We start from the raw sequence: 17,725 nt of genomic DNA, 5'->3' as shown, positions 1-17,725 counted from the left end.
AAAAAAGAAGGCCGCGACGACCGGCTATTCCCACCACCGACCGCGCTCTGGGAATATCACGGTGCTCCACCCGGTCAGAGCTACGGAGATGCGCCCGTTGTACCAGTTCTTCGCTGCCCCGTGAATTCGAACGCGCTCGCCCTCTTCGATCCAGGGTTGGTCACTCGAAATCCACGACGTCAGCTTCGTCTTCCCACTCTCGTCTTCGATGAGGCCGACTTGGGAAATCGCTGAACTCGACGGCTCCCAAAGCTGCGTCACACGACCTTCGATGCTCACCTCTTTGCGATTGACGTCCTCGAGCTTCCCAATGGGAACCACCGTCCCAGGAGCCGTCTGCAACTCCTCGAACACCCCGACGACCGCGCTCATCAGGTCTTTCCCACCGACGACGGCTTCACCCAGCCGCCGACCAATCGCCGCTCGCGACCAGCCATCCAGCTTCTTCGCCAGCCGCATCGACTGCTTGTTCACCACCGCTAACTGCTCCTGCGTGAGTTCTGCACGAGGATCGCCTCGTTCCGGGTCAGCCATCGGGTTCACGCTCGCCGCCCGCTTCTGGAACTCTGCACGCCGCTCAGCGCTCCTCCTCGCCGCGATGTCTCGCGTCCGCTTCTCCCGACCTTCCTGCGTCCCCAGCTCTGCCTGGGCACTGATGCGCTCCAGTTCAGCTTCCCGCGCCCGAATGCGCTCTTCCTGTTCGAGGGTCGCACCGTAAATCCGCTCGTCGCTGGTGTCGACCATCCCGTCCGGGTGGTTCGCATCGACCTTTGCCTGCACCTCCATCTGCACCGTCGCCTGAAACTTCGGCGTCTCATCGACGACCTCGAAGCCGTCTTCGTCGACCGCCGTTTCGTCTGCTTTTTCGAATGCCTGTTCATCGACCGAAACCTCATTACCAAAGACGTTCTTACTTGACATTGGATCTCACTGATCCGAAGGCGCTCAGCGCCCGACACCGCGATGCTCCTACATCGCGGTTTTCCGACGACACCTACCGACAGAATCATCTGCGCGCTCTCGCTCGCGCCTTCGCGAGCGCCCCCTGGGGCGCGAGCGAGAGCGCGCCATAGGGAGGCCACCCAACCAGCACCGCGCGCCGACCCGCCCGGAGCAAGCGTCCAGCTTTAAGCCGTTTCTCGTGTCCGGCCCGCGAGGGGCGCAACCGAAAACGCGCTTAATGCTGGCGTCGAGACCAGATTCACTTTAGCCCGGAACGGGCGCGGGCGGTGCGGAGAGCGCCCGCATGCCCGGAATGGTCGGTCGCGAGCGACGCGGAGGGCGGCAGCGGCGAGCGGGGCGGGCCGTAGAGAAACACCGTTCAACCACTCTCGACGCTCAGTAACCCAGCCACCATCCTGGCGGACTCAGAAAGGGCGAGGCCGTCTCGGTCGTCCCCCGGCCCCGCAAGCACCGCAGGCACGAGGAGCGCAGCGGTGGTCGCGGGATGCCGAGCGGCCGAGGGCTTTCAAGGAGAATGTTCGTATGCCCGCAGCGACACCCCGCGTTCCGATCAAAATGTGTCTGAAATATCAACCACGAGAGCTTCTCGTTCGGCTTCTGGTGGATAGTGGCACTATCACGAGTGCACTTTCAGGCGGAGTTATTCTTTTTCGCGGAGTCAACTGCGGTCTCTAAATCCTGTAGCAGCTCCTCGGCATCTTCGACTGACACCGACCGGTGGATTGGCCCGCGGCGGCCGTTGACTGTGATTAGAATTGCGCCGTTCTTTTCTTTGATATTCACCATGATTCTAGCAGTGTGTCAAAGAGTGAATAGGCTTCGGGTGATCGAACTCTAGCCAGCGCATCCTCATGACATTACACTTGAGGAGACGGTATCGGATTGCTTCTCCTAGAAGGTCCTCTCAATACATANGATCGAACTCTAGCCAGCGCATCCTCATGACATTACACTTGAGGAGACGGTATCGGATTGCTTCTCCTAGAAGGTCCTCTCAATACATATTTTCACTTTCACTACGGTTGGACTACTTATAAGACACATCTTGAGAATATTCAACGCTAGTGCTTGGTATTGGGGAACTGATCGCGTCGAAAGCTATTGGACAGACCGTAAAAACGGTCGTGCAAAACATTCTGTCTAAGCTAGGACTTGATCTTGGGGAGGATGATGACGACCGAGAAGAGCGGAAGGAATTAATCCATGCTCTCGCGCGAGCACAAAAAGAACAGGCCGAGGCTCGCCAAATGGCAAATGCCGAAAAAAGGGACAAGGAGGCTGCTGAAGAACGACTTGAACAGCAAAAACGTGTCCTCGACCTTATGGAGCGAAAGGGATACGACCGGGAAATGCTGGTCGAACGATATCAGGAAGAGAACTCTCTGTCAATAATTCTTGTTGCTGCCGCCGATAAGGGTGAAGACAGCGAGAATACGTATCTCAAAGATAAGCTCAATAACGAATACAATGCGGAAGCTATTGCAGGGGCTTTGAAAATAATCCCTCCAAGTCAAGTACCTGAATCGGTCGATAGCGATAGTGATGTTGAGCAGTGGGCAAAAGATCTGGTCGACGAGCAGCCCAACAATGGCCTCCCATCTGGAATCTATTTTGCCACACGAAAGAATATTGACGAAGTCTACTCGGCTATTAACACTGAAGAGTTCGATAACGGGTGGAAGACAGCGTCAGAGGTAGTTGACGATATGTTGGGCGTAGACGACCTCCAAGGTCTGATAAATTCTGCCCCGGTTAGCCCGATTTCTCTTGTTCGAGATGGGGACATCCATTTTCTTGCTCACGGTGTTCTCTCCCCATCGCAAATCGATTCAATCGACCGTCAACAAAAGCAGATTGCATCTGAGCTTGGCGACCCTGATCTACGCGTTCTAGCAGAAGATATCTCTCAGGAAACGATGGAATCAGCGTTGGACGGTGTCGTCAACACCCCGGATAAGGCTGCAGACGCACTCTTAACTGAAGCCAAGAGAATACATCAACAGTTGCGGGAGTCGAAGGGAATCACATCTGTCCAGTAGTAACTCGGCTGCTTCCCCGTTAGTTGACACAGCCGACATCCTTTCGGACTCAGTGAGGAGGAGACCGTCTCGGTTCCCGAGAGACTGCGTCTCCCGAGACCACGGCGCGAGTCGCCCTGAACGTCCCCTGAACCCGTAAAGTTCGCAGGCATGAGGACCGCAGCGGGGTTCCAGTGAGCGAAGCGAACAGGAGCAGGTGAGACGCAGTCTCACGTAGCCGCGGCATGCTGAGCGCTGGGAGAGCAAAACTCTCCCGAGCTAACGGGCGGCGTCGTCGCCCGTGAACGGCCGAGGGCTTTCATCTGTTGTGCCTACGTCCTTGATAGAGTCAGCTCTGCGTTGCAAAATACCGAACTGATTTATATATTGGTTCGCTAGTATGCAACAGGATGCTCACAGAAGGCGAGGTTCGCGCCCTCACTGCCCTCCACGGTGAGCAGACGGTCTCTGAACTTGCGACGAATCTCGATCGGAGTCTCAGTTACACCTCAGAACTCATCGAACGCCTCGAAACGACTGGCCTCGTCGAGACACGTCGACAGGGGAAAACAAAGCGGACTCGACTGTCGGACGCAAAGGCCCTCGAGTTACTCACGGACCTCACGCAACAGTATTCACACATCGACTGGCCGGAGCTGTTGTCAGGGGCAGCCATCCGTGTGTGCTACTACCTCGACACCCCACGGACAGCGACCGAACTCGCACGTCGCGCCGACGTCCACCGAAGTACCGTCCACCGTACGCTTGCCCCGCTTCAGCATCGCGGAATCGTCTACCAAACTGACGACGGCGCGTACGCACTGAATGACGGCTTCGAACAGCTGAGCGTATTCGCTCGTGAGCTTGCCCATCACGTCCACCGTCAGACTGTCGAAGAACAGACCGACACCTACACGATTCTGTGGGAGTCTCTGGGCGAGTTCCTTGTGCAGACGACGATAGAAATCGCTGACGAACACTTCATCCCGACAGGCCCAGACCAGTTCCAGCGGTACGGCCTCCCGTTGTTGGCACGTGACCGCCGGTACTACCTCTATTCGGAGGCGACGAGCGAGCTCTCGCCGGAGATGTTGTGCTCCCACATGCTCGTGGTCGATTCGGGCGCACGAACGCAGTCATACTGTCTACTCTTGCTCAGTCACGTCGACATCGACCGCGACGAACTCCGAGCCCAAGCCACCAAGTACGGCGTCGACGACGTCGTCGACGACCTCTACACGTATCTCGACACCAGCGGTGCCCAGCGGACGTCGCGACTCCCCGAGTGGGAGGACTTCCAGGAACTGGCTGAGGAGTACGAGGTGGCGCTATGAGGGCACGGTTTGATAGCTCATACATTCGCTCAGAACTCGAGCGCATCGGCCAGCAGCTGGACAACCCACTCACCGTCTTCTTGATTGGCGGTGGGTCGATGGCGTTTCGCGGACTCAAAGAGACGACCAAAGATATCGACCTCATCGTCTCTTCCGGCGACGATCTGAGTCAGCTACAGGCGGTGCTCCTCGAACTGGGATACGATATCGTCCGGGAACCGGACGAAGAGTACGAAGAACTCGGTGCCCAGCGCATCCTCGAGAACGATGACGGGTGTCGTATCGACGTTTTCAACCAGCAGGTGATCGGCAAGCTGATTCTGTCTCCAGGCATTCGTGAGCGGAGCGAACGCTATCTCGACCCGGGAAATCTCGTGGTCGAGCTCGTGAGTCCAGAAGACATCTTCCTGTTCAAAGCGGTTGCCGGTCGGGTGGACGATATCGAGGATATGTTCTCGCTGATGCAGACCGGCCTCGAGTTCGATGTCGTCGAAGCGGAACTCGAGACGCAGATCGAACTCTTGGACCAAGAACTGTTCGTGACGTACGTCAATGAAGCGTTGACCGATCTCACCGAACAACACAACGTGACGACGCCGTTGCACGACCCCGTGGCGGAGCTCACCGAGCGCGTCTACGAGGAGCTCGAAGTGCTGCACGCGCTTGACGAACCGAAGTCGGTGGCTGCCCTGCAACAGGAACTCGACTGGCCTGCAGCGGCCGTCCAGGAGATTGTGCGACGACTGGAAGAGAAAGACGCCGTCGCAGTCACCGATGGGCGTGTCGAACGTCGCGCAACGACGATCTGATCACGGGGGAGCGCAAGTGCGGCCGTGAGGCTCTGCTGAACCCCTCAGCCGTGACAGGAAGTGCGTGACACAGACAGCGGGTGTATCTCGTACGAACGGGAGCATTTCGTCCGGAGGTTAGCTCTCCTCTACGCTGGCAACCATGGTGTGACGAGAGGGCTCAAAGCCGAGTTTTTCATAGAACGCGAGAGCATGTTCATTCTCCACGTCGACTTCGAGTTTGAGTTCGGCGCACCCACTTTCATAGCCCGTCTTTTAGCATATTCGACCAAGTCGCGTGATAAGCCGGTGCCGCGGTACGGCTCTTTGATATAGATATCGCAAATGACGAGCCGGTCGGGACGGTCGAAGACAGTCGGCGACTCGTCGATATCGGTTGTAATGAACCCGACAAAGTCTCCGCTGGTATCGGCGAGGTCACTTTCGTCGTGTGAGCCGTCGACGGCGATCCACGCTTGGTAGCTCTCTGTTTCGTGGCGGCTGAGTCGATGTTCGAGTTCCTTCGCCACGATGTCGACATCGGTAGCGAGCGAAAAGGAATCCACAATCCCTTCGAGTTCACGGTTGTACGGAACCCAGAGGTCTTCGATGTAGCGACGGACGGCTGCTCGCTCGGCTGTCGTCGGCGGGTGTGGGCAATCACTCAGAGAAGGTACACCGACCACCGTGTCTGTGGTCGGAATTGGTGGCCAGAGGTGGATAGAATCTCGGCTTAGGAGCGGGATAATTGACTTCCTTTTGTCTTTCAAATTAGCTGATCTCAGTATGGGAATGTGCCATAGAATAATTCCACAATCCAAATACATACCGCCCGCATACCTGAGTGAACTGCGGTTCAGATTCTGGCCCACAATCAAGCCCCACTTGAAATCTCACCCTATGACAAAGTGAGCGTTCTTTGAAAATAATATTACAAGCGATAGTCACTCAACCGGTGTCAAAGATGTCACCATCAGAAGATAACCAAACGAACCGCAGTTCTAGAATCGATTCAGTGTCTCGGCGAGATGCTCTCCGTACCCTTGGGGCAACGACAATCGCTGGAGGCAGTCTCTTCACGTCAACCGCCAGCGCAGCCCCTTCCACGACGGAAGTGCCTGCTTTGCTCCGAAGGGATGAAGTCGTCGAATATATGGAAGTTCCAAAGGACTGGCTTCAACATAGAGAACACGCACGCGAGGCAAAGGCGAAACTGCTCAAGCAGCTCGGAGACGACGACAACGTCTTTTCTATCGGTCTTGTGGGACAAGAGACGAAGTTCGGCAAAAAGAAGGGGCTGAAGATTCGAGTACAAGTCCAGGACAAGCTAAGTACAGCAAGTGTCCCCACGGCGACGGATGACATTCCTGTCACCACTGAAGCAGCACCAACCAATCACGGTCCAGCTGGGTGTCATAACAGCAGTGACGAATCCAGTGCGGGCGGTGGCGAACTCGTTGGGTGGACTAACGGTGGCTGGGGTACCGCGACCTGTGCTGTCGTCCATGATCCTGGTGGATCCGAAGAGGACCGTCTCCTTCACTGCGCCCATGTCTTCTGGGATGACTGTAACGATGCGAAAAACGGAGATATTACTGGGCGAGGCGCCCATCGGGGACGGAATAATGGAGGGACAAAGATCGGTGAAGTGTCCACCTATGATCGGAAGGGTGACTATGTTCTCATTGAAGAACGCAACGGTGGATCCTTCATGTCCTACATTGACGACAACAACGACTACCCATCGGTCGGTGGCCGAGTCTCAGAGACCAAAATCGACTCAATGGCAACGTCGTCTGGTGAGGATGTGTACAACATGGGTGTGACGACTGGCCTGACTACTGGGCAGATCGTGTCTTCCGACAAGAGCTTCACCTTCACGTGCATGAACTTCCATGACGAAGGTGTCGAATCGACTACGAACTTCGCCAACGGTGACTCTGGCAGTCCGTGTTATGTCCTCCGAGACGGCGACGCCTACATTACTCATGTCGGATCTTACCGGTACTATGACCGAGACGGGATCAAGACGTGCAGTGGAGACACGGCACAGCAAGGGAATGCTGTAGGGACAGCTGGATACTATATCCAGAATAACGAGAATATCTCGTTCGACTAATCACTACTCCCTGCCACATTTTTAGGTATCCAGACAGCTAGGAGAGTAGACACTTTGCTGACTACGGGGGGTCTTGCATCTCAAAGAGTTGAGCCCCACAGTCGCTGCAGTTCAGCACGAGGGTTTCTCGAATGTCACAACAGGATTCTATCGTTTCAATCTTTTCAGTGATCCCCCCACCACAAGGACATATTGGGGTGAACAATCGGAGGGAGCCAACCAGCTGGTACTGTTCTTCGAGTGTATACTGATCCTCTGTTTGGAGGTGGCTTGGGAGAACTTCCATTCCAGCAAAGTGGGCAATGCATGCTTCTTTCGACTCCCATACTGCTAACTGTTCTCCCAAGTGCCTTGCGCAGAATTTTCCACCAGTATTCCGGAACGTCAGTTCTGTTTTAATATTGGGGAAGCTTTCCAATCCATACGCTGCATCTTCGAAGCTCATTGATGTGATTTTGTTGCTCCAGTCATTCCGGAATGCAGGATCTAATTGGAGGTCTTCCTCTTCCAGTGATGCAATATTATTCTGTACGATCACTTGTTCAACATCAAAAACGCCCTCAAACCCCTGTTGGGACTCATTTCCCCGAGTGTGATGAAACACGGAATAGAGGGATGCTGGGAAGTATTGTTTAGTGATTCGAGGTGTCCCAGGGATGAGGTACCCCCAGAAGTAGATCACACACAAGGCAACGACGAATGCGAGACCAGCGTGCAGTAGAGTCCCATAGAATGCGATTATCCCACCTCCAACAGATGCGATGGCGACGTTTACGTAGGTACACTTCAGACATCGGTTGGTACCAGTGTATTTGGGGTTCTTGAGCCGATCCACAATAGTCTGAATGCTCATGGGTGGTAATTTCACCCGTTTCTGATATTGATATCCTCTGCACAGATTCGCAGACCGTGACCAGTCGCGCAATCATGAATGCTGCAAGATCAGACAGCACTTTTACAGTAGTATCATCAGTGAATAATGTTTTAGAGCATACATAATGGTGCAAAGACCAATCCGGCAACTCCAACTGCTCCTCCAACGGAAAGAAATAATGAAGCACGTTGTCAGTGGCGTCACTGATCGAACACAACTTGTTAACTACGTCGGTGATTCTCGATCAACCGTGTACCGCGCACTTGATGACCTAGCTGAAGAAGGACTCCTCGTCGAGAAGCGGGGGAACTATTCACCGACACCCCTTGCTGAAATTCTCTTCGAGGAAGTGATTGATCTCCATGAAATGAGTACTACAGTAAACAAAGCAGAGGCAATTATCCAATCAATGGATGGGGAGGACCTCGTCCCTCACCTCTTTCAAGATGCTTCTGTTACTCTCCCCACCCGTTATGCACCTAACAAACCCTTTAGCGCAGTTTCAGAGTTCGCTTCAGGAAAAAGCACTCTCCGTGTACTTATTCCTGGGTTCATCCCTCAAGTCATCACTGCGCTCTCGGATCACATGGCCGAAGCTGAGGTAGAAGTGGTTGTAGAGGAAGACTCACTTGCAACGCTTGAACGGAAGTCGGCGGTTAGAGCGGAGCTAGGGCCTCTCATAGAAAGAAAAGGAATACGGACCACTTCCAGCGAAATTCCGTTTATTCTGTTAGTCACTGACCGTTCCTCACCCAGTACGTGCTTAGTGGGGTACGATAACGGTCGTATCCTTGGAACCATTGAGACCACGGCACCAAAGGCCTACCAGTGGGCCACCGATTTGTACATGTCACATCATAGTTCGAGTACACTTGTGGGTCCCGAAGCAGTCAAAATGACGTAACCACAGTTCACGCGCTCTTAGTAGTGTGTGTTGTGAAAAGGAGGCCTGCAACTCCGGGGCCGAAGGTTGCGATGAGACCTTCGAGGGCCGTGACTGCAAGCAATCCAATGGCGATTCCACAGTGGCCAGCGAGACATGTTTGTGGTCCCTCGATATCGAAGAGATGACCAGCAGTGAGTCCCCCTGGGGCGATGAAGATTCCGAACACCAGAAGCATCGCAGGCGGCCATCCAGTGACCACCGCTTTCAAAGCAGTGTCTGAGGGCACGTCCCGTACGTGTTCCACTAACCACTGTCCGACCAAAAGTGGGACAGCTAGGAGGAAGATGAGACAAAAGACTCCGACAACGGCCAGTGCTGCGACAAGTCCCCAGAGCGAACCGCCGCCTGCAATTGACCAAATGACGTAGATCCCGACCGTATAAAGAAGCGCCGCTTCGATAACTGCGACACGGAGAGCGTCTCTCATCGCACCCTCTTGGGAGCGATTGTAAAGGTGTGCTGAGAGTGCAACCGTCACAGGAATACCGACTGTCATGACGAACGCGAACGTTGGGATGAGGCCGACCGGAAGGGCCATTTTACGTCTCCACCTCGTTGTGCTGCATACTCTTCCGTTGGCCCGGTCGGGACTTAATAGAACTCTTAGCTCAAAATCCATTTTGAACGAGGTGCGAAAGCGTTCACCCACAGCTGGCTCTTACACAGTCTCCTTGTGCTGCAGACTCACGTGTTCCATCTCCACCAACTTGTGACCAGCAGCAACATGAAGAGACCACCGAGTAGAAACTCGAAGCCGGGCGTAGCAAGTAGGTCTTTGAGTGGCGACGTGTCCCCACCGGTCGCAACTCCGAAGCCGCGATATATGTAGAGCAGGACTGAACCAAGGAACACGAGGCCTGTCGCACCGAGCAATCTCTTGATGACGTCTCTGAGCCCGTGTTTTCGGTTCTCTGTACCGACAAAGAGTACAACAGGGTTGTCAGCTGGAGCGTAAATCTTCATCTCCTTGCCTTTCTCTGAATACATCGTATCGGCTACTTGAATGATGCCTGCCTCTGAGAGGTTCTCGAGATGGTAGGAAACACTCTGAACGGACATATTCAGACGCTCAGCAATTTCCGACGGGGCAGCAGGATCGTCGTAAATTTCTGGAAGTTGAGACTACAGTGGGTTTAACGAGGCTGTGATGCGTGAATTTGACCGATGCGATCGTAGAAACTACCTCAGATCACTCTCCAAGCGGCCATTCTTGTCACACTTCCGATCGTATGGGTGAATATTCGAGACTTCCAATAGTGTAGCCACTCAGACGGCGCGCTAACCCAGACAGAGTGCCTATCTACCCGATTCCAGTCTCCTTCTTCAGCAGCGTCAGCGTATTGTCGGCCGTCACGATCGGCGAATGTTCATATTCACCGGTCAACTCAACCTGCACCAACAAATCGACTGCTCGCCAAATCGAGTACAGGAGACACGCAAACGCGAAATAAAAGAATCGAAGGCCGAAATTCTTCGACGTAGTGGCGGCCATGAATCGCTTTATCGATCTGTAGCCACTCTCAATTTCCCACCTGTAGCCGTACTCGGTGAGGTGGCCACTGGCCCCATTCGTCATGAACACCGAGTACTGCCGATAATCGTCGTGCTCAGAATCTTTTTTCCGGCGGTAGATCAGCGTCGTCTCGTGCCACTCGTTCTTCCCAAGATGGAGTTTGCGGTCGGTCTCGTACCGGTCTTGATCGCGCTGGAGCAATCGTTTTGCCTGAGACTTCTCGCTGGTCTGCATCCGCTTGGGAACGACGTAGGAGAGCCCGCGCTGGCTGATCATCTCCAGAACGTGCTGGCTATCGAACTCCCGGTCCATCAGGACGTTATCGACATGGGCGAGGTCCTCAGCCGAATCTAGCAAATCCTCGACGATTTCCAGTCGTGTCTCCCCCTTTCGGACGGGGCGCGCGTCCAGCACAATCGGGACGGCGTTGCCGACTAACTGGACGGTCGCCCACTGATAGGCGTACTCGTCGGTCTGTTCTTTCGTCCCGATGATCTCGTCCTCGTGGCCGGTCCGGTCGCCGGTGAAGGGAGCAGCCTCGGTGATGTCGATAGCGACGATCCCTGCCCGGAAGAACGTCTCCGTCTCTGCGACCTCATCAATGAGTCGTCGAATCGCCTGCCGGTACATCGCTCGAATCTGCTCGATAGAGAGATCGCGAATGTGGTCGCGGTGGGCGTGTCCGAGTGGTGTCCGCTCCCGCGTTGACTCGTAGACGAAACTGCGAGCACCCTCGTTTGCAGCCAGCCGCTCGCGCAGTCCGAGATACGTCTGTAGGTCCCAGAAAGCGTGCTCGTGGACCTCACAGCCCTCGCCACGATTGAGCGAGAACGCAGGGAACACGACACGGCTGACGTGCTCGGTGACTCTATCGGTGTTGTCCAGAATGGCTCGGTCGTCTGGAACCGATTCGTCCACGTCATCGCAACGAGCCGGGAGGATCTGCTCCGGTTCGCGGGGGACGGTGACATCGGCGTTCTGCGCTTTGATGAGAATCGTTCGAGCCGCTTTCTGGACCGTCTCGCGAAGCTCATCGCTGAAGCGCGTGTGCCAACTGCGCCAGAGTGTCGATTGGTCAGGCACTGTCTCCAGCCCAAGCCGCTCGCAAAGTTCCGGATGACTTTCGAGGTACTCGTAGAGTGCTGTTTCGTGCTCCCATCCGTGAAGTTCTTTCAGAACGAACACGCGAAACAGGGTGTCCATCTCGTAGTGTGTCGGGTCCTCGTAGCAGTCGTGGGCCTCGAATTGGAAGTAGGCCAGCGGAAGTTCGGAGACGAACTGCTCAACAGAGATGTGCTCATGGTGCGTGAACCAAGCTCCTGAGACGATCCGGACATCCGACTCTAATCCGGTAAGTGAGGTGCGGTCGTACAACGGTGTCGAATCGTACGCTGGCCACTCAACGTACGACAGTCGTGCAATTTGTCGAAAGACGGTTCTCCGAGATTCAGTAGTAATGGCCACTACCGGACAATCGTTCTGGCCCCCTCAAGAACACGTCTACATCTAACGAAAAGGCCCGCTTCTTACAGAAGCTGACGTTTTATTCGTAATCTTTTGGTTTAGTCGCTTCCGCGCTCCCCTGTTCAGAAATGTCAACAGCTTCGCTTGCCGAGGCAGCCTGTCTTTTCTCTTTCACTCGTTGTTCAATCGACGCCTGCATCTCACGCATAAACTCGTCCACCGTGTTACCCATGAGGATGACCGGTCGGCCATCGGTGAACAGTTCAGTTAGAACCTGCTCCGGGTCCGCATTTTGACTGTGGCACTTGGTTGGAACATCGACGTTTTCGGCGAATGCGCGTGTGTTAGCCCCACCGATGTGAGCTTCATCGATTAACTCTCGCTCGAATAGCAACTCGATATATTGAGCAAATGACGCTGTACGCCCCCGCCGGTCTCTTCGGAGGTACACGAACGGGGTGATACATTCGTCATCGACGAGCACCCGTCGAACCATCTCAGTACTTTCGACATCGTTCACCTCGGCAGCGTTGAAGATGAGTCCGTCTTCAAGTTCTATCCACGTTGGTTGGATCGCACTGAGGAACGATTCGATCTCCTCGGCTGGAAGTGGCGGTTCGCCAACAACATCTAACACCGCATTAACTGCGTGGATCGTTTCAGAACCGATTAGCCCTTCGTGTTCGTCGGGAATATCAACCTGCTCGATAGTCCCTCCGCGGCGTTCGATCTCTTTTTGCATATATTCGTGCAACACCGGGTGTTGCTCGCCGCTCACAACGTGTGTTCCCGCTGGGACCGACCGCGCAAACGAACGTGCAAGGTCTGTCCTGGTCTTTCCAAGGGTATCTGTGTGGTCCTGACGGACGTTTGTTAACACGATGATGTCCGGATCGGTCAGACGCTGGTTGAACAGCCGGGTCGTGTATTCTGTGATACCTTGATTCTCGAAGATAGCGACGTCGTCCGGCTCGTACGCATCGAGTTCGGGGACGAACTCAGCGATGAGACTGATATTCTCGTAGAGCGTCGTTCGAGGCCCCCGTCGTTCGATAGGATGGACCTCGCCGTTGTGGATCAGTAGTGGATGGTTGCCGGTGATCTTCGTGAGCGTGTCGTACCCTCGGCGGTTGAAGACGTCGTCGAGCCGTTGGGTGGTTGAGGATTTACCGCGAGTCCCCGAGACGACAATCTGGGTATCGATCTGATCGAGGACCTTACGATGTCGAATACCCCTCGTTGCTTCACTAACCAGCCCTGTTAAACTCGACGAGCCGACTTCGATTGGCTTCGGGCCAGTCTTCCACTCGTACTCTGCCCCAACCAAGAACATCGGCAGCGCCCCCGCCGCATAGTCGAGGAACTGGTCCGCCGCGGACTGTGCTGCCATTTCCGTCGGGAAGCGATCGGCACTATGTCCCAGTACCCCGTTTGCAGTTTGGAGCCGCCAGACCCAGTTGTTTCGTTCCTCCGGAAGCTCTCCTGACGGTGTGGCCTCTTGTTCGACGATTATGTCGGGCGCGTCGACGTCGGTGTCTGGGAAGGACTCTTCGTTCCCCGATAGTTCTGTAACAGCGGCGCGAACGAGATCAATTGCTTCGCGTGCTGCTCGGGATGTGTCGTAGTGGCGGCTGCCGGTTGCTAGTACCTCCGCTGGGCCCCTAAGACGCCACGACCAGCCGAACCCACGGCCGTAGATCTCGAAGGCAGTCCGACTCATGTTTCACCCCCTTCAGAGAGAACCGACGCAGAGAGAACCTCATCTTCACCCGGGGGTGACACAGTATACCAGTACGCGACACCCAGGGCAGCCACCCAGAGAACCGCTGCAATCCCCAGGACAGGCAACGTCAGCTCTTGTGGAAACCCACGAGGTTGGGGAGCACTGAACAGTCGAGCGACGATCAAAGCGGGGACAAAGACCACGATCTGAAGCGGGACGACGAGGCGGCGCTCGAATGGTGCCGACGCATGCGCGTTGTACGCCCCAACACCTGCCAAAATCGCAGTAAAGAACGCCGACAGCCCTCGCTCAATTGGTACGACAAACGTCAGCGATACTGCGGCGAAGATCGCGACTGCGACAGTCACTCCGAGAAGCACTCGTCCGTACCGGAGTGTGAGGTAGTTCGACAACTGGATGAAACCGAACGATAGCGCAAGCAAAAGGACGTACAGGATTACGAGCCAATAGCTCGCTAGCGCGTAAATCGCGAGGAGGACCGCACCAATGATTCCGACCCGAACACCGAACCGGCCCCGGAGCCGTTCAGATAGAACCAGCCCACCAGCGAACAGTCCGGCCACAATCTTTCGAGGGAGGATGACAGATTCGGGGTCGATGGGCACTGCAACACCTTTGTAGATAGCGACGTCTGCCGTCGAAGAGAAGAGGACTGGGGGCGTCAGCGCACCAAATTCACGCGCATATCCATTGGAAACCAGTACCCAACCGAGCGCAGTGAGGGTAACGAACAACCCGATACTCGCCAAGAGGTCGTTTCGGCGATACTCCGGCTTGATTCGATGGTAATTGTACGCTGCGAGTCCAGGGAGAATACTTCCCAGAAACGCAACCACTCCCACCTCAAGTCCTAATTGCAGGATGAAAAAGAGCGTGACTACTGGAACGGCTGTGCCGATGACCATCGCTGCGATGAGCTCGTCACGACCAAATATCAATGTTCGACGACGGAGGATCCACAGGCCGACGTACGCGGCTGCCGCGCTCAACACAAAAACGGGGAGCATGACGAAGTTCTTCAAAGAGTACACGGCAAGAACGGGAATGGTGATTGACCCTCCCATACGATACCCGGTGAACTGAGTGATGGCCCCAACGCTCAAGAGACCGATAACGGCGACTAGTGTGGCCACCCACATTGTAACTGTCTATCAGCCAATGCACCTTTATACTTTCAATTCTGTACGGTCGCTTACTGGAGAGTTTGCTGTACACGTCCGTACAGTTCGGATTTATTGAAGGGCTTCGCCAGGAAATCGTCCGCGCCTGCCTCGAGCGCTCGAACGATGTCCTCCTCCCGACTCCGAGATGTCAGCATAATAACCTGAATGTCCTGCATCCCGTCGTTCTCTCGGATATGGTCTAGAACCGAAAACCCGTCCATCTCTGGCATCATAACGTCGAGAATGACCGCCTTCGGTAATGAATCCGGGGACTCTTCTAAGTACTCCCATGCCTCCCGACCATCTTTTACAGTCTCCACATCGAACTCCTCACTGAGACTAACATCGATCATCTCTCTGATGTCTTCGTCGTCGTCGGCAGCCAGAATTTCCGCAGGCATACTAGCAGCGTATCCGTCCCGTTTCCTTATATTGACCGACATACCACAACTCCCTCGATTATTGCGCTTTTCAGTGTCAGCGACCTCGATAGCCCACGAGAGTGTCTCGCAAGAAATATTTAACCAGTTAGACAGTCGAATCTCTGTAACTGTGCTTGGTACTACTGACGAACTGGACGATCCAATCCGCGTCCTCTACGTGAACTCCGATCCCGCATTCGCGGAGTTGGTTCAAACCAAACTCCAACAGACGAGTACCGAGATCGACTGTATACCTGCCGACGGTATCGACGAAGCACTGCACCATCTTGCTACGAAACGAATCGACTGTATCGTAACGGCGTACTCGCTCGAAGATTCCGACGGTATCGGGCTTACGGAGTCGATTCGCCAGCAGAACGACGATATCCCGATACTCCTCTTTACTGGACAAGGGAGTGAAGAAATCGCGAGCAAAGCGACTCGTGCCGGCGTCTCGGACTACATCCCAGTCCGATCGGAGCGTGATAACTTCACACTACTCGCGGCCCGCATTCGAACGCTCACGAAGGCTGCTCGTAAACAAACGGAGGCCGAGCAGACCAAACGGCGCTTCCGACGAACGCTCGAGCGCGCAACTGACGCGATTTACGCCGTCGATAGCGACTGGCGCATCGAGTATATGAACGAGAAAATGGCCGAACGAATCGGCCGTGACTCGGACGCGCTCGTCGGAGAAGCCATCTGGGAAGAGTTCCCGTCGATCGTCGGGACGGAACTCGAAGACAAGTATCGAACGGCGATGGAGACTGGTGAACCAGTATCGTTCGAACAGCATCTGGAAGAGCCATTCAACTACTGGGTCGAAGTGCGAGCGTTTCCAGATGACGACGGGCTGACCGTCTTTTCACGTGAAATTACTACCGAGCGAGAGCGGGAACTGAAGCTAGAGCGCAGTGATGCGATTCTGGAGAACATCCACGACGTCGTGTTCGTCCTCGACGAGCAAGGTGATATCGAGTTCGCGAATACGGCTGCAAAGCGGTTGCTCGCAGGGGATCAGTCGGCCCAGCTCACAGGACAACAGCTCGAAACGGACGTCGACCTGTTCCGGATTCTCGGTGCGACTGTCGAGGCAGCACTCGCACGAGCGAGCAGGGAGGAAGAACTACACCGACAGAACGAACGACTCGACCAGTTCGCGAGCGTCGTTGCCCACGACCTTCGAAACCCGCTCTCTGTCGCAATGGGGTTCCTCGAAATCGCGGAGGAGACCGGGAAGGCGGAGCATTTTGAAAAAGTAGAATCCGCACACGACCGAATTGAACGACTCATCGAGGACCTCCTGACGCTGGCACGTGGGGAGACGACGATCGAGGATGCAGAAGAGATCGACCTCGAGAGTATTACGACGGAAGCGTGGGGATACGTCGACACGGAGGAGGCAACGCTTACAGTCGCAGATGGAATTCCGACAGTCACCGGGGATGCAGGGCGGCTGACCCAACTCTTCGAGAATCTCTTCCGAAATGCAATCGAGCACGGTGGTGCCGACGTCACGGTGACCGTGGGTGGACTAGACGGAGACGATGGATTCTACGTTGAGGATACCGGCAGCGGGATTCCCCAGGAGAAGCAAGACGACGTGTTCAAACACGGCGTCACGTCCAGCGAGGGGGGAACCGGGTTCGGCCTCTCGATTGTGGCCGACATCGCGAAGGCGCACGGTTGGACGGTTTCGGTGACAGACGGAAGCAATGGCGGGGCACGGTTTGAGTTCAAGCGGTCGAAATAGTACCCGTTGTCAGTGAGCAAACCGTGCCTGCGGTCTATGCATTGAGAGAACCAGTCTCAACTATTGAAATTTCGGTTAACACCTCCCGTGCTGTTCCAGACGATAATGCTTCAAAAACGTCACCAGTGCCTTCTTCGTCAATACCGAGAACCTTCAGTTCTCCCTGTTGGCTGGCGGAGACATCCTTATTGGATGACAATAATGACATATACACTTCTCCTGTCCGAACTGGTATAAAGGACGCTGTTACATACCTATCACTTGCTCCTAAGTGTGTGCTGTCTTGTATACGGTAATCCCGTGTACACTAGAACCAGGCCCAAGTGTTGGCTTAGCGGACGGGCGACCCGACAACAGTCTAACCGAGCGGCAAGAGCAAGCGTACGACTCGTCAGCGTTAGGTTCCGTCGACCCGAGGAGTTGGGTGTAATTGGGGGTCGACGGAAACACTTGAGTGTGGATGGAGCGTACAAGGGCTGTGGTGGCCAAATCGGCCATAGTTACAGACGAACCCTTGTGGGGTTGAAGCGCTGAAATCTCCGAGAGCATGGCCGCGGAACTGGGTGTTACAGACGAACCCTTGTGGGGTTTTGAAGCTGGGAATCGAATACGGAGGATGCTGAG

At 55.0% G+C, this 17,725-nt stretch carries 16 protein-coding genes and 1 pseudogene; 6 read left to right on the top strand and 11 right to left on the bottom strand.

Features of this window, described 5'->3' with window-relative positions; all coding sequences use genetic code 11:
• Positions 1-24: 24 nt before the first annotated feature.
• The gene (locus C454_RS17735) at positions 25-921 is read right to left on the bottom strand and encodes a hypothetical protein (RefSeq protein ID WP_004977686.1); all 897 of its coding nucleotides are present in this window, start codon (positions 919-921) and stop codon (positions 25-27) included.
• Between the two features lie 672 nt (positions 922-1,593).
• On the bottom strand, positions 1,594-1,749 hold the full coding sequence (locus tag C454_RS20575; RefSeq protein ID WP_160163089.1) for a hypothetical protein: 156 nt from the start codon (positions 1,747-1,749) through the stop codon (positions 1,594-1,596).
• A 278-nt stretch (positions 1,750-2,027) separates the two neighbouring features.
• Here C454_RS20575 and C454_RS17730 point away from each other — a divergent pair, with 278 nt between their 5' ends.
• The 3 genes from C454_RS17730 to C454_RS17720 all read left to right on the top strand — a co-directional run bounded on the left by C454_RS17730 (position 2,028) and on the right by C454_RS17720 (position 5,124).
• Positions 2,028-3,002, top strand: coding sequence for a hypothetical protein (locus C454_RS17730; RefSeq protein ID WP_204365854.1), 975 nt, complete (start codon positions 2,028-2,030; stop codon positions 3,000-3,002).
• A gap of 389 nt (positions 3,003-3,391) precedes the next feature.
• Complete coding sequence (locus C454_RS17725; RefSeq protein ID WP_004977684.1) at positions 3,392-4,315, top strand: helix-turn-helix domain-containing protein; 924 nt, start codon at positions 3,392-3,394, stop codon at positions 4,313-4,315.
• A complete protein-coding gene (locus C454_RS17720) occupies positions 4,312-5,124 on the top strand; it encodes a DUF6036 family nucleotidyltransferase (RefSeq protein WP_049905259.1) in 813 nt (270 codons plus the stop codon). Before C454_RS17725 ends, C454_RS17720 begins: the two co-directional genes overlap by 4 nt.
• Positions 5,125-5,241: 117 nt before the next feature.
• Here the strand turns inward: C454_RS17720 and C454_RS17715 are convergent.
• Positions 5,242-5,771 (bottom strand): annotated as a pseudogene (locus C454_RS17715) (GNAT family N-acetyltransferase).
• 485 nt (positions 5,772-6,256) lie between these two features.
• Here C454_RS17715 and C454_RS20445 point away from each other — a divergent pair.
• On the top strand, positions 6,257-7,222 hold the full coding sequence (locus C454_RS20445) for a hypothetical protein (protein ID WP_152421554.1): 966 nt from the start codon (positions 6,257-6,259) through the stop codon (positions 7,220-7,222).
• A gap of 61 nt (positions 7,223-7,283) precedes the next feature.
• Here C454_RS20445 and C454_RS20440 read toward each other — a convergent pair whose 3' ends face one another.
• Positions 7,284-8,075, bottom strand: a complete 792-nt coding sequence (locus C454_RS20440) for a hypothetical protein (RefSeq protein ID WP_152421553.1) — start codon at positions 8,073-8,075, stop codon at positions 7,284-7,286.
• A 145-nt stretch (positions 8,076-8,220) separates the two neighbouring features.
• Between C454_RS20440 and C454_RS20435 the strand changes: the two genes are divergently transcribed.
• Positions 8,221-9,000 (top strand): transcriptional regulator FilR1 domain-containing protein, encoded by a 780-nt coding sequence (locus tag C454_RS20435; RefSeq protein ID WP_455428729.1) that lies wholly within the window; start codon positions 8,221-8,223, stop codon positions 8,998-9,000.
• 7 nt (positions 9,001-9,007) lie between these two features.
• On the opposite strand, the gene C454_RS20000 is transcribed toward C454_RS20435, so the two are convergent.
• The 6 genes from C454_RS20000 to C454_RS17680 form a co-directional block, all read right to left on the bottom strand.
• Positions 9,008-9,580 (bottom strand): hypothetical protein, encoded by a 573-nt coding sequence (locus C454_RS20000; protein ID WP_004977678.1) that lies wholly within the window; start codon positions 9,578-9,580, stop codon positions 9,008-9,010.
• 146 nt (positions 9,581-9,726) lie between these two features.
• A complete protein-coding gene (locus tag C454_RS17700; RefSeq protein ID WP_152421551.1) occupies positions 9,727-10,149 on the bottom strand; it encodes an ArsR/SmtB family transcription factor in 423 nt (140 codons plus the stop codon).
• Positions 10,150-10,342: 193 nt separating this feature from the next.
• Positions 10,343-12,019: a transposase gene (locus C454_RS17695; RefSeq protein WP_049905258.1), complete on the bottom strand. Its 1,677-nt coding sequence runs from the start codon at positions 12,017-12,019 to the stop codon at positions 10,343-10,345.
• Between the two features lie 79 nt (positions 12,020-12,098).
• A complete protein-coding gene (locus C454_RS17690) occupies positions 12,099-13,739 on the bottom strand; it encodes a YegP family protein (RefSeq protein ID WP_239639950.1) in 1,641 nt (546 codons plus the stop codon).
• Positions 13,736-14,902: a poly-gamma-glutamate biosynthesis protein PgsC/CapC gene (locus tag C454_RS17685; protein WP_004977674.1), complete on the bottom strand. Its 1,167-nt coding sequence runs from the start codon at positions 14,900-14,902 to the stop codon at positions 13,736-13,738. Before C454_RS17685 ends, C454_RS17690 begins: the two co-directional genes overlap by 4 nt.
• Before the next feature lie 53 nt (positions 14,903-14,955).
• On the bottom strand, positions 14,956-15,369 hold the full coding sequence (locus tag C454_RS17680) for a response regulator transcription factor (protein ID WP_004977673.1): 414 nt from the start codon (positions 15,367-15,369) through the stop codon (positions 14,956-14,958).
• 109 nt (positions 15,370-15,478) lie between these two features.
• On the opposite strand from C454_RS17680, the gene C454_RS17675 reads away from it, so the two are divergent.
• Positions 15,479-17,101, top strand: coding sequence for a PAS domain-containing protein (locus C454_RS17675; RefSeq protein WP_004977672.1), 1,623 nt, complete (start codon positions 15,479-15,481; stop codon positions 17,099-17,101).
• A gap of 34 nt (positions 17,102-17,135) precedes the next feature.
• On the opposite strand, the gene C454_RS20570 is transcribed toward C454_RS17675, so the two are convergent.
• Positions 17,136-17,309 (bottom strand): hypothetical protein, encoded by a 174-nt coding sequence (locus tag C454_RS20570; RefSeq protein WP_160163088.1) that lies wholly within the window; start codon positions 17,307-17,309, stop codon positions 17,136-17,138.
• Positions 17,310-17,725 lie beyond the last annotated feature (416 nt).

The organism is Haloferax gibbonsii ATCC 33959 (assembly GCF_000336775.1).
GTDB classification, from domain to species: Archaea; Halobacteriota; Halobacteria; order Halobacteriales; family Haloferacaceae; genus Haloferax; species Haloferax gibbonsii.
The sequence above is the reverse complement of the archived record's forward strand: the minus strand, read 5'-3'. Positions and strand labels throughout refer to the sequence as shown.